This window comes from Pantoea sp. Cy-640 (assembly GCF_011752635.1).
GTDB lineage: Bacteria > Pseudomonadota > Gammaproteobacteria > Enterobacterales > Enterobacteriaceae > Pantoea > Pantoea dispersa.
Map to the genome: position 1 here is coordinate 401,253 of NZ_VWXB01000004.1, position 12,423 is coordinate 413,675.

The window sequence follows — 12,423 nt, forward strand, 5'->3', positions numbered from 1 at the left end:
GTAAGAGAGTAATGGCTATCGAAATTAACGTACCGGATATCGGGTCAGACGAAGTTGAAGTCACCGAGATTCTGGTCAAGGTGGGCGACAAGGTTGAAGCCGAACAGTCGCTGATCACCGTGGAAGGCGATAAAGCCTCGATGGAAGTGCCTTCGCCGCAGGCCGGCGTGGTCAAAGAGATCAAAATCGCGACCGGTGACAAAGTGAATACCGGTTCACTGATCATGATTTTCGACGCCGAAGGTGCAGCTGCTGCGGCACCGGCCGCCGAAGAGAAACCAGCGGAAGCGGCACCGGCCGCCACCAGCGAAGCGAAAGACGTTAACGTACCGGATATTGGCGGCGACGAAGTTGAAGTCACCGAAATTCTGGTTAAAGTGGGCGACAAAGTGGCGGCTGAGCAATCGCTGATCACCGTCGAAGGCGACAAAGCGTCCATGGAAGTGCCTGCACCGTTTGCCGGTGTGGTGAAAGAGATCAAAATCGCTACGGGCGACAAGGTGAACACCGGTTCACTGATCATGATCTTTGAAGCCGAAGGCGCGGCGCCAGCAGCGGCTGCCAAACCTGCCGTGAAAGAAGCGGCAGCCTCCGCGCCAGCCGCGGCTGCGGGTGCCAAAGACGTTAACGTCCCGGATATCGGCGGCGACGAAGTGGAAGTCACCGAAGTGCTGGTCAAAGTAGGCGATAAAGTTGAGGCTGAGCAGTCACTGATCGTGGTGGAAGGCGATAAAGCGTCAATGGAAGTTCCGGCGCCGTTTGCCGGTACGGTTAAAGCGCTGAAAGTGGCTACCGGCGATAAAGTCAGCACCGGTTCGCTTATCATGGTGTTCGAAGTAGAAGGCGCTGCGCCGGCTGCTGCGGCACCGGCAGCGAAACAGGAAGCCGCACCCGCTGCAGAAGCCAAACCGGCTGCTGCACCTGCGCCAGCAGCGGCGAAAGCCGATGCGAAGAGCGAATTTGCTGAAAACGATGCTTACGTGCACGCCACGCCGGTGATTCGTCGCCTGGCGCGCGAGTTCGGTGTTAACCTGGCGAAAGTCAAAGGCACCGGCCGTAAAGGTCGCATCCTCAAAGAGGACGTGCAGGCCTACGTGAAAGACGCAGTGAAACGCGCTGAAGCGGCCCCGGCTGCGGCCGCAGGCGGCGGTATTCCGGGCATGCTGCCATGGCCGAAAGTGGACTTCAGCAAGTTCGGCGAAATCGAAGAAGTGGAACTGGGGCGTATCCAGAAAATCTCGGGCGCTAACCTGAGCCGTAACTGGGTAATGATTCCGCATGTGACTCACTTCGACAAAACCGACATCACCGATCTGGAAGCGTTCCGTAAGCAGCAGAATGCGGAAGCCGAGAAGCGCAAGCTGGATGTGAAGTTCACCCCGGTGGTGTTCATCATGAAAGCGGTCGCGGCGGCACTGGAGCAGATGCCACGTTTCAACAGCTCGCTGTCGGAAGATGGTCAGAAGCTGACGCTGAAAAAGTACATCAACATCGGTGTGGCGGTCGATACGCCAAACGGTCTGGTGGTTCCGGTGTTCAAAGACGTGAACAAGAAAGGCATCACTGAGCTGTCGCGTGAGCTGATGGCGACGTCGAAGAAAGCGCGTGATGGCAAACTGACCGCCAGCGATATGCAGGGCGGCTGCTTCACCATCTCCAGCCTTGGCGGCCTCGGCACCACGCACTTCGCGCCAATTGTTAACGCGCCGGAAGTGGCTATCCTCGGGGTGTCTAAGTCGGCGATGGAGCCGGTGTGGAACGGCAAAGAGTTCGCTCCGCGCCTGATGATGCCGATTTCGCTGTCGTTCGACCATCGCGTCATCGACGGTGCGGATGGTGCGCGCTTCATCACCATTATTAACAATATGCTGTCTGATATTCGCCGTCTGGTGATGTGACGTTAATCAAGGCCGGCAAATGCCGGCCTTGTTGTAAGCATTCGGAGTTGCCGCGGTTGGCAGTTTGTTAACAATTCTGTAAACTCTCGCGGTGAAATGTCCCGGTGGAGATAGGGCATCAAGAGCCTGGGAAAGGGTCGCTTTTGACCGCCGGCAATCTAACAAGAGGTCATGATGAGTACAGAGATTAAAACTCAAGTCGTGGTACTTGGGGCAGGTCCTGCAGGTTACTCTGCAGCCTTCCGTTGCGCTGATTTAGGTCTGGAAACCGTACTGGTAGAGCGCTACAGCACCCTCGGCGGTGTCTGTCTGAACGTCGGCTGTATCCCGTCAAAAGCGCTGCTGCACGTGGCGAAAGTCATCGAAGAAGCTAAGGCTCTGGAAGAGCACGGTATCGTGTTTGGCCAGCCGCAGACTGACATCAACAAAATCCGTACCTGGAAAGAGAAAGTCATCACTCAGCTGACCGGCGGTCTGGCTGGCATGGCGAAAGGCCGCAAAGTGAAAGTGGTCAACGGTCTGGGTAAATTCACCGGTGCTAACACGCTGGTGGTAGAAGGGGAAGGTGGCGCAACCACCATCAACTTTGACAACGCCATCATCGCTGCAGGCTCGCGTCCAATCGAACTGCCTTTCATTCCACATAACGATCCGCGCGTGTGGGACTCTACCGATGCGCTGGAGCTGAAAGAAGTTCCGAAGCGTCTGCTGGTTATGGGCGGTGGCATCATCGGTCTGGAGATGGGTACCGTCTACCATGCGCTGGGTTCAGAGATCGACGTGGTCGAGATGTTTGACCAGGTGATCCCGGCCGCCGATAAAGACGTGGTGAAAGTGTTCACCAAGCGTATCAGCAAGAAATTCAACCTGATGCTGGAAACCAAAGTCACCGCGGTAGAAGCGAAAGACGACGGTATCTACGTATCAATGGAAGGTAAAAAAGCGCCGGCTGAACCACAGCGTTACGACGCAGTGCTGGTGGCGATTGGCCGTGTACCGAACGGTAAAGGTCTGGATGCTGGCAAAGCAGGCGTGGAAGTGGACGATCGCGGCTTTATCCGCGTCGACAAACAGATGCGCACCAACGTGCCACACATCTATGCTATCGGTGACATCGTCGGTCAGCCAATGCTGGCGCACAAAGGCGTACACGAAGGTCACGTGGCGGCAGAAGTGATTTCCGGTCTGAAGCACTACTTCGACCCGAAAGTGATCCCTTCTATCGCTTATACCGAGCCAGAAGTGGCCTGGGTGGGTCTGACCGAGAAAGAAGCCAAAGAGAAAGGCATCAGCTACGAAGTGTCCACCTTCCCGTGGGCGGCATCGGGCCGTGCTATCGCGTCTGACTGTGCAGACGGTATGACCAAACTGATTTTCGACAAAGAGACGCACCGTGTTATTGGTGGCGCGATTGTCGGTACCAACGGCGGCGAGCTGCTGGGTGAAATCGGTCTGGCTATCGAGATGGGTTGTGATGCCGAAGATATCGCGCTGACCATCCACGCGCACCCAACCCTGCACGAATCGGTTGGCCTGGCGGCGGAAGTGTTTGAAGGTAGCATTACTGACCTGCCAAATCCGAAAGCGAAAAAGAAATAATTTCGCCTGAGGCTTAGGTTAATTAACGGCTCCTGTAAGGAGCCGTTTTTTTATTAATTGAAAACGTAAGTTGAATAGATAAAAGCGGGCGCAGGAGCATCACCTTAAACGATGCCGGAATAGCGGAGGAGACCCTCCGCTATTGAAGTTTACTGTTGTGCTTCGTAAGCCATGACAGCCGATAATTCAGCCGCGAATATCCGCAATCGTAATTCACACAGTGAACTGCGATTTGCCAGGCATAAACCTAACAGGATGAGCCCGCTGATAATCAGCGTGCTGAATTTCACCTTCATAGTCACTTACTCCTTGCATTAGCACGAGCAAGCCACTACCCTGACACTGTCTGGGTGTTTTGGGTAGTGGCTCACCCGTGCGGTTAATGAAAATTAATCGCACGGTTCACCTTCCACCATCCACCCCAATTTCTTTTGCAGATCTTAAGGCAGATAGCCTCAAGCGCCCGCAGGCAGTCTACGCTATTTATTTATCATTTCCTCTTTTATTTTTTATCTCTTTTTTTAATCTCGGTTGTTTTTTAAGGGTGTATTTTAATTGAGTGACTAAGTTTAAAGGTTAATTTAAGCCGGCACTGCGTTGATAATTAATTAAATACGCGCAAGGCATCACGTTCAATATTTATCAGGTGATGTGGTATTAATTTTTCCTCAGGAAAAACGTGTGTGGGAAGCTGAACAGTAGCCGTTTAGTGCAAGCGCATCAGCACATAACCAAAAGTGAATGAACCGGCCTGAAAGGGGATTGCAGGTTATGGATTCGCTGCGTGAAGGCCGGATGCAACAAATTACGCGCTACAACCTGGCTCCGCTGGCTATCGGCACAGGCGCGAACAGCCGCTGTCACGGCCATTCTGGCGTCTCTCCTGGCGCAAAGCGCAGACAAATCTGCTAAATAACGCGCGGATGTTGCTTTTTTGTAAACGGATTAACAATCAGCCGAAATCCTGCTATGCTGGCCGACGCAGAACCGGGCACCTCACCCTACTGTTTGACAGCATCAACAGGTGCACCGGAAAGCTATACAATGAGAGCGAGGAGAACGTCGTGCTAGAAGAATACCGTAAGCACGTTGCCGAGCGTGCTGCCCAGGGAATCGTACCTAAGCCGTTAGATGCTTCCCAGATGGCCGCGCTGGTTGAACTGCTGAAAAACCCGCCAGCGGGTGAAGAAGAATTCCTGACTGACCTGCTGGTCAACCGTGTCCCGCCGGGTGTTGATGAAGCGGCGTATGTAAAAGCCGGATTCCTGGCAGCTATCGCAAAGGGCGAAGCCCACTCTCCTCTGGTCACTCGTGAAAAAGCAGTCGAACTGCTGGGCACCATGCAGGGCGGCTACAACATCCATGCGCTGATCGAGGCGCTTGACGATGAAGCTCTGGCACCGATTGCCGCTGAAGCACTGTCCCACACGCTGCTGATGTTCGATAACTTCTACGACGTCGAAGAGAAAGCCAAAGCGGGTAATCCCCACGCGAAGAAAATCCTCCAGTCCTGGGCTGATGCGGAATGGTTCCTTAAGCGTCCTAAGCTGGCAGAAAAAATCACCACCACCGTGTTCAAAGTGACCGGCGAAACCAACACCGACGACCTCTCTCCGGCGCCGGATGCATGGTCACGCCCGGATATTCCACTGCACGCGCTGGCGATGCTCAAAAACCCACGTGACGGCATCGAACCCGACGATGCTGGCAACGTTGGCCCGATCAAACAGATTGAAGCTCTGCAGCAGAAAGGCTTCCCGCTGACCTACGTCGGTGACGTGGTTGGTACCGGTTCTTCACGTAAGTCCGCGACCAACTCAGTGCTGTGGTTCATGGGTGACGACATTCCGTATGTGCCGAACAAAAAAGGCGGCGGTCTGTGCCTCGGCGGTAAAATCGCGCCGATCTTCTTCAACACCATGGAAGATGCCGGCGCGCTGCCAATCGAACTCGACGTTGAGCGCCTGAACATGGGCGATGTGATTGACGTTTACCCTTACAAGGGTGAAGTACGCAATCACGAGACCAATGAACTGCTGGCGACCTTTGCGCTGAAAACTGACGTGCTGCTGGATGAAGTGCGCGCCGGTGGCCGTATTCCGCTGATTATCGGTCGCGGCCTGACCACCAAAGCGCGTGAGTCGCTGGGTCTGCCGCACAGCGATGTGTTCACCAAAGCCAAAGATGTGGCTGAAAGCAGCCGGGGTTACTCGCTGGCGCAGAAAATGGTGGGCCGCGCCTGCGGCGTGGCAGGGATTCGTCCTGGCGCCTACTGTGAACCGAAAATGACCTCGGTCGGCTCTCAGGACACCACCGGTCCGATGACCCGTGATGAACTGAAAGATCTGGCGTGTCTGGGCTTCTCCTCCGATCTGGTGATGCAGTCGTTCTGTCACACCGCCGCTTATCCGAAGCCGGTCGATGTCACCACACACCACACGCTGCCGGACTTCATCATGAACCGTGGCGGTGTTTCGCTGCGTCCGGGCGATGGCGTGATTCACAGCTGGCTGAACCGTATGCTGCTGCCGGATACCGTCGGCACCGGCGGTGACTCACACACCCGCTTCCCGATTGGCATCTCGTTCCCGGCCGGTTCTGGTCTGGTGGCGTTTGCCGCGGCGACGGGCGTAATGCCTCTGGATATGCCGGAGTCAGTGCTGGTGCGCTTTAAAGGCGAAATGCAGCCGGGCATCACGCTGCGCGATCTGGTGCATGCGATTCCGCTGTACGCCATCAAGCAGGGCCTGCTGACCGTTGAGAAGAAAGGCAAGAAAAACATCTTCTCCGGTCGCGTGCTGGAAATCGAAGGTCTGCCGAAGCTGAAAGTTGAGCAGGCGTTTGAGCTGACCGATGCCTCGGCCGAGCGTTCTGCGGCGGGTTGTACCATCAAGCTGGATAAAGAGCCGATCATCGAGTATCTGAACTCCAACATCGTACTGCTGAAGTGGATGATCTCCGAAGGCTATGGCGACCGTCGTACGCTGGAGCGCCGTATTCAGGGCATGGAAAAATGGCTGGCCGATCCGCAACTGCTGGAAGCCGATGCCGATGCGGAATACGCAGCGGTGATCGAAATCGATCTGGCGGAAATCAAAGAGCCAATCCTGTGTGCGCCGAACGATCCGGACGACGCGCGCTGGCTGTCTGACGTGCAGGGCGAGAAGATCGACGAAGTGTTCATCGGTTCGTGCATGACCAACATCGGTCACTTCCGTGCGGCAGGTAAACTGCTGGACGCGCACAAAGGCCAGCTGCCGACCCGCCTGTGGGTGGCGCCGCCAACCAAGATGGATGCCGCGCAGCTGACGGAAGAGGGCTACTACAGCGTCTTTGGTAAGAGCGGTGCGCGTATCGAGATTCCGGGCTGTTCACTGTGCATGGGTAACCAGGCGCGCGTGAAAGACGGCGCGACGGTGGTTTCCACCTCGACCCGTAACTTCCCGAACCGTCTGGGTACCGGTGCCAACGTGTTCCTGGCGTCAGCCGAGCTGGCTGCGGTCGCTTCCCTGCTGGGTAAACTGCCTACGCCGGACGAGTATCAGCAGTTTATGGTGCAGGTGGATAAAACCGCTGCCGACACCTACCGCTACCTGAACTTCGATCAGCTGGGCCAGTACACCGAAAAAGCGGACGGAGTGATTTTCCAGACCGCGGTGTAAAATACGCCTGCCAGTGAAAAAGGGACGAGCGCATCGTCCCTTTTTTTATGCGCTTTTTTCCCTCGCCGTCTCCAGGCATAATGCGAGCGCGATCCCACTTTCTTGCGCGCGCTGCGCACAAAATGCACGAAAGCGTGCCGTCTGGCGCGCCACTGGTATGAGGCCAACATGGAATATGAATTTCTGCGTGACGTGACCGGTCAGGTCCGGGTGCGCATGTCGATGGACCACGAAGCGGTGGGGCACTGGTTCAATGAAGAGGTGAAAGAGAACTTTGCGCTGCTGGATGAAGTCGAAGCCGCGGTTCGTGCAGTCAAAGGCACGCAGCAGCAGTGGCAGCGCGTCGGGCACGAATATACGCTGTGGCTGGATGAGGAAGAGGTGATGATCCGCGCCAATCAGCTGGCGTTAGAGGATGACGGCCTGGAAGAGGGCATGACTTATTACGATGAAGAGAGCCTGTCGTTCTGCGGCGTGGAGGATTTTCTCGCGGTGATTGCTGCTTATCGCCGGTTTATGGCCGGCCGCTAACGGGCGCCCGCAGCCGGGGCGCCACTGCCGTTGCGCTGGTTACACGCCGTTAATGGCGGAACGGGCGTGGGATAAAGGTTCCTCATCCACAATCGGTTCGACCTTACCGAGCAGGAACAGGTAGTTAAGGATTCCGATCACCACCAGCACCGCCGAGAACACCAGCGCCCAGGTAAAGTGGCCGGTGGCACCGACGATAGCGCCGGTAATGATTGGCCCGACCGCGCCGCCCATATTGGAGACGGTATTCTGCAACCCGGCAACAATTGACACGCTGTTGGTGGGCGCAACATCGCCCGGCAGCGCCCACACCTGAGAGGCCGCGACGGTGGTGCCGGACTTAGCAATACATAGCAGCAGTACCGTCATGAACACGGAGTCGGTGAACGGCGCGAACCCGATGCACAGCGCCATCAGCAGGCCAATCGTCAGAAACAGCTTGCGCGTGGCGGTCAGCGACAGCACTTTTTTGTGCACCATACGGTCCGACGCCCAGCCCGCCAGCACCTCAATCACCATGCCGCAGATCAGCGGCAGCGCCGCCACCATGCCCATTTTCAGGAAATCCATTCCTTTGTCTTTCACCAGGTAGGTTGGCAGCCAGGTGATAAAGAAGTAGGAAGTATAATTGATGGTGAAGAAGCCAATACACATCGCCCAGATGTTGCGGTAGCGCAGCAGCTTGTACCACTTCATCGGCCGCACGTTCTTATCGCCGTGCTTCTGCGCCTGGCCATCGCGGATCAGGCGCACTTCATCGGCGCTGATCGCTTTGTGGTCTTCCGGGTTCTCGGCATAAATGAAGTACCAGGCGATGACCCAAATCAGCCCGACGGCACCAATCGCCAGAAAGGTCAGACGCCAGTCAAACAGCGCGATCATAAAGACGATCAGCGGCATGGCGACGGCCCCGCCAAATTTTGATGCGCTGTCGAACAGGCCGGAGACGGTGGCGCGCTCGCGATCCGGGAACCAGCGCGCGGTAATACCGGCGTTGCTGGGATAAGCCGCTGCTTCACCCACGCCGAGCGCCAGACGCAGCGCCAGCAGCGATTTAAAGCCGGTGGCGAGCCCCATCGCCATGGTGGCAATCGACCACCAGCCGACAGCGATACCGAGGCCTTTTTTCTGGCCGAAGCGGTCGGCAAACCAGCCTGCCGGGATCTGCAACAGCGCATAGGACCAGAAAAACGCCGCCATGATAAAGCCCATCATTTCCGGATTGATGTCGAGCTCGGTGATCAGGTGCGGTGCGGCGGCAGAGAGTACGGTACGATCAATATAGTTAATGGCAATGGCCAGCCACATCAGGCCGGCGATCCACCATCTGATGCGTGTTGAGCGTGCGGTGTTGGTCATAATCATTATCCACGCGAAAAGGGTGACAGAGGAGGGCGGCGTCAGGCCAGCCCGTTCATGACATTCATCGGGCGTTCGCCCTGTTTGATACACTGCACAATCTGCGTCACGCAGCGTTCGCCGATGGCGCTGATAGCACCGTCGGTATAACCGGCAAGGTGCGCCGTGGGGATAAAGTTGCTCAGGGTGAACAGCGGATGCTGCGCCAGCGGCTCCTGCACAAAGACATCCGCAGCCGCACCAGCAATCACGTTATCCTGCAATGCCTGGTAGAGATCCTGCTCATTCACTACGCCACCGCGTGACGCGTTGATGAGAAACGCGCTCTTCTTCATGCGCTTCAGGCGCGCGGCGTCGAACAGGTTTTGCGTCTGGTCGGTGAGCGGCATATGTAAGGTGATGAAGTCGCTGTGCTCCGTCAGCTGATCGAGGCTGACAAACGTCACGCCGTGTTCGGCGGCGAAGGCGTCATCGGGATAAAAATCGAAGGCGAGGATGCGCATATTGAAGCCTTTAGCGCGCAGTGCCACCTGCTTACCGATATTGCCCAGGCCGATGATGCCGAGCGTTTTGCCGTAGACGTCGGTGGCAAAAATGCGCGGCCAGTGGCCGGCGCGGGTCTCTATTGCGGCGGTGGTGATCTGGCGCGCGCTATTGAGAATCAGCGCAAAGGCGAAATCGGCAACCGCGTGTTTGTTCGCGTCCGGCACGTTCGTCACGTAAATACCGCGCGCACGGGTTGCGTCGAGGTCGATGTTATCGACGCCCACGCCGTGCTTGCAGACAATTTTCAGCTGCGGTGCCAGCGACAGCAGCGCATCGTTGACCTCGGTAAAGGCCACGATCAGGGCGACGGTGTCGGCGAGATGCGGCGCCAGCGCGCTGAGCGGCGCGTCGGCGGGCAGCGTAATCAGCTCAAAGCCCTGCCGGCGCAGTGTGTCGATCGGCGCGGCGTCGTAGCGGGCGAACGAAGGTGAAGTACAGATGACTTTCATAGCAAATGCGTCCCGGTGTTAATAACAGCAGCCATCGCTGCCTGAATCCGACCCGCCACCGTCAGATTAACCCTAACCCTGATGGCGGCAGGGGGAAGCGGCGCCTATGTTGCGCGATGAATCGCGCCGCTACCACAGCTACGTGCGGTAAGTGCTTTGAATTTACTGGCTTTACTGCAAATACTGATTCACGATCTGGCGGATTTTCTGCTCCTCTGCGGCAGAGAAGCGCACCGCATAGCGGCTGTCGCCGACCTCATAGCCGAGCAGCGCCACGGCTTTTTTCACCGCCGCCGGGGAAAAACCAATGCTGTAGAGATCGGTACGCAGGCCGGTGACGTTCTCCTGAGCGGCGCGCGATCCGGCGATGTCACCGGCATGGAAGCGCGCCCAGATGGCGTTAATCTCTTTCGGCGCCACGTTAGCCAGCCCGGAAATACAGGCGGAACAGCCATCGACGAAGCCCTGATGAATCAGTGAATCCGGCCCGTTCAGCACGTTGAAATGCGCAATACCTGCCGCTGCCTGCAGAAAGCCGCTCAGGCTTTCGTAGCTGCCGGCGCTGTCTTTGATGCCAATGATGTTGGGATGCGCTGCCAGCGTGCGCACGGTTTCCGGCAGCAGCGTATTACCGGTGCGCGCCGGAATGTTGTAGAGAAACAGCGGGACGTCGATAGCGTCGGCCACGGCACGGTAGTGATCAATCAGCTCTTCCTGTTTGAGCGGCACAAAGTAAGGGGTGATCACCGAGACGGCATCCACGCCCAGCTTTGCCACCTGCCTGCCCAGCCGTATAGTGTCACGCGTCGAGATCTCGCCAATGTGCGCCACCACCGGTGCGCTGCCGTTTACTTCGTCGACGCAGGTCTCGGTCACCGCCAGCTTCTCCTGCTCGTTCAGCACGAAAAACTCCCCGTTGGTGCCGCCGCAGAAAATACCGTTGCCGGCGCTCAGCTGACGCTGAATCTGTTCACGCTGCGCGGCAGGATTGTAGGCTCCGTCGCGATCAAAAGTGGTGACGATGGCGGTCAGTACGCCCTGAATGGTGTTGCTCATGATTTCCCCGCTCATGCTGAGTGATTTAACGCCGGAAACAGCGTCAGGTAGACGTTGCGCACATCGTCGGCGCTGACTTTCATCGGTACATTCTTCATCAGGCGCTGCACGTCCAGCGCGGCTTCGACCAGATACGGCAGATGATCCGGCCCGATGCCCAGTGCTTCCAGGCTGGCCGGCAGTTTAAGGCGCTGCACCAGCGCGGCGAAATAGGCCACCAGCGCGTGCGATTTGGCCTCTTCATCCAGTGCGCTATCGGCATCCGGCAGCAGATCGTAGGCCTGCGCGAACTTGCTCACCGCCGCCGGACGCACAAACTGCATGCACGGCGCCAGCAGAATGGCGTTGGCCACGCCGTGCGGCAGATGGTACTTGCCGCCTAGCGGATACGACATGGCGTGCACCAGGTGCGTCCCGGCATGGGCGATCGCCGCTCCACCGTAGTAGGACGCCCACAACATATTCAGCCGTGCTTCCAGGTTGTCCGGCTCGGCAAGGGTCTTTTCGAGGCTGGCGAACAGCTTTTTCATGCCGATCAGCGCATAGTTATCACTCACCGGATTGGCCACGGTGGCGGTGAAGCACTCAATCAGGTGGCACAGCGCATCAATCCCGGTCGACGAGGCGATGTGCGCCGGCATGCTGGTGGTCAGTTCCGGAATCAGCGCTACGTAGTCCGGCAGCATCACCGGCGAAATAATACCGACTTTGGTCTCTTTCTCTGGAATGGCAAGGATGGCGTTGGGCGTGGCTTCCGAGCCGGTGCCGGCCGTGGTCGGGATCAGTAAAGAAGCGGTACGCGTGTGCGGCTTCTCACCGGCCAGCAGCGCCGTCAGGGTTGGCGCATCGGCTACGCACAACACGGACAGCAGCTTCGCCACATCCAGCACGCTGCCGCCGCCAATGCCGATCACCAGATCGACGTCGCCGTGCGGCAGCGCCGCAACAATCGCCGCCACATCATGCTGGCTCGGCTCGGGCGGCACCGTATCAACCAGGCTCAGGCTGGCGATCTGCTGCTGCAGCCGGGCGATAAGCGCCTGCACCGCCGGAATACCCAGAATGTTTTTATCCGTGACCAGCAACGCCTTCTGCTTATCCTGCAGTAAATAGCTGAGATCGTTCAGAGCCTGATAGCCACTGATCACGGTGCTGTTGATATTCATGTCATGCCCTTATAACGGTTTTGCACATTATGATTAGGTTTGCTCAATGCTGTGCGGGGTGTATCCCTTTCTGAGGCTAAATTTATAGGCGATATCGATTTCAATTAATTTGATCTTGCTCACATATAATCAATCATGATTGAATATAATCAAATGC

The 12,423-nt window shown here is 57.1% G+C and carries 9 protein-coding genes; 4 read left to right on the top strand and 5 right to left on the bottom strand.

Going from position 1 to position 12,423, the window contains the following annotated elements; all coding sequences use genetic code 11:
* Window positions 1-11 precede the first annotated feature (11 nt).
* Both aceF and lpdA read left to right on the top strand, forming a co-directional pair.
* Window positions 12-1,898: a pyruvate dehydrogenase complex dihydrolipoyllysine-residue acetyltransferase gene (gene aceF, locus F3J36_RS13330; RefSeq protein WP_166719855.1), complete on the top strand. Its 1,887-nt coding sequence runs from the start codon at window positions 12-14 to the stop codon at window positions 1,896-1,898.
* Window positions 1,899-2,072: 174 nt separating this feature from the next.
* Entirely contained in the window at window positions 2,073-3,497 is a 1,425-nt protein-coding gene (gene lpdA / locus F3J36_RS13335; protein WP_021507536.1) for a dihydrolipoyl dehydrogenase, read from the top strand.
* A gap of 149 nt (window positions 3,498-3,646) precedes the next feature.
* Here lpdA and F3J36_RS13340 read toward each other — a convergent pair whose 3' ends face one another.
* Entirely contained in the window at window positions 3,647-3,793 is a 147-nt protein-coding gene (locus tag F3J36_RS13340) for a Hok/Gef family protein (RefSeq protein WP_021314460.1), read from the bottom strand.
* A gap of 768 nt (window positions 3,794-4,561) precedes the next feature.
* On the opposite strand from F3J36_RS13340, the gene acnB reads away from it, so the two are divergent.
* Window positions 4,562-7,159 (top strand): bifunctional aconitate hydratase 2/2-methylisocitrate dehydratase, encoded by a 2,598-nt coding sequence (gene acnB / locus F3J36_RS13345; protein ID WP_127833685.1) that lies wholly within the window; start codon window positions 4,562-4,564, stop codon window positions 7,157-7,159.
* Window positions 7,160-7,327: 168 nt separating this feature from the next.
* A complete protein-coding gene (gene yacL / locus F3J36_RS13350; RefSeq protein WP_031279698.1) occupies window positions 7,328-7,690 on the top strand; it encodes a protein YacL in 363 nt (120 codons plus the stop codon).
* A gap of 39 nt (window positions 7,691-7,729) precedes the next feature.
* On the opposite strand, the gene F3J36_RS13355 is transcribed toward yacL, so the two are convergent.
* The 4 genes from F3J36_RS13355 to F3J36_RS13370 all read right to left on the bottom strand — a co-directional run bounded on the left by F3J36_RS13355 (window position 7,730) and on the right by F3J36_RS13370 (window position 12,266).
* Window positions 7,730-9,049, bottom strand: a complete 1,320-nt coding sequence (locus F3J36_RS13355) for an MFS transporter (protein WP_021507533.1) — start codon at window positions 9,047-9,049, stop codon at window positions 7,730-7,732.
* Window positions 9,050-9,090: 41 nt separating this feature from the next.
* Window positions 9,091-10,044 (bottom strand): phosphoglycerate dehydrogenase, encoded by a 954-nt coding sequence (locus F3J36_RS13360; RefSeq protein WP_141496258.1) that lies wholly within the window; start codon window positions 10,042-10,044, stop codon window positions 9,091-9,093.
* A gap of 171 nt (window positions 10,045-10,215) precedes the next feature.
* Window positions 10,216-11,100, bottom strand: coding sequence for a dihydrodipicolinate synthase family protein (locus F3J36_RS13365; RefSeq protein ID WP_166719856.1), 885 nt, complete (start codon window positions 11,098-11,100; stop codon window positions 10,216-10,218).
* Between the two features lie 11 nt (window positions 11,101-11,111).
* Window positions 11,112-12,266, bottom strand: coding sequence for an iron-containing alcohol dehydrogenase (locus tag F3J36_RS13370; RefSeq protein WP_058770605.1), 1,155 nt, complete (start codon window positions 12,264-12,266; stop codon window positions 11,112-11,114).
* Between the last annotated feature and the right edge of the window lie 157 nt (window positions 12,267-12,423).

Excerpts from the sequence above, each read along its gene's own strand:
- yacL (WP_031279698.1), top strand. The coding sequence starts at position 7,328 with ATGGAATATGAATTTCTGCGTGACGTGACCGGTCAGGTCCGGGTGCGC.
- F3J36_RS13360 (WP_141496258.1), bottom strand. The coding sequence starts at position 10,044 with ATGAAAGTCATCTGTACTTCACCTTCGTTCGCCCGCTACGACGCCGCG.
- F3J36_RS13365 (WP_166719856.1), bottom strand. The coding sequence starts at position 11,100 with ATGAGCAACACCATTCAGGGCGTACTGACCGCCATCGTCACCACTTTT.
- F3J36_RS13370 (WP_058770605.1), bottom strand. The coding sequence starts at position 12,266 with ATGAATATCAACAGCACCGTGATCAGTGGCTATCAGGCTCTGAACGAT.
- lpdA (WP_021507536.1), top strand. The coding sequence starts at position 2,073 with ATGAGTACAGAGATTAAAACTCAAGTCGTGGTACTTGGGGCAGGTCCT.
- F3J36_RS13355 (WP_021507533.1), bottom strand. The coding sequence starts at position 9,049 with ATGACCAACACCGCACGCTCAACACGCATCAGATGGTGGATCGCCGGC.
- aceF (WP_166719855.1), top strand. The coding sequence starts at position 12 with ATGGCTATCGAAATTAACGTACCGGATATCGGGTCAGACGAAGTTGAA.
- F3J36_RS13340 (WP_021314460.1), bottom strand. The coding sequence starts at position 3,793 with ATGAAGGTGAAATTCAGCACGCTGATTATCAGCGGGCTCATCCTGTTA.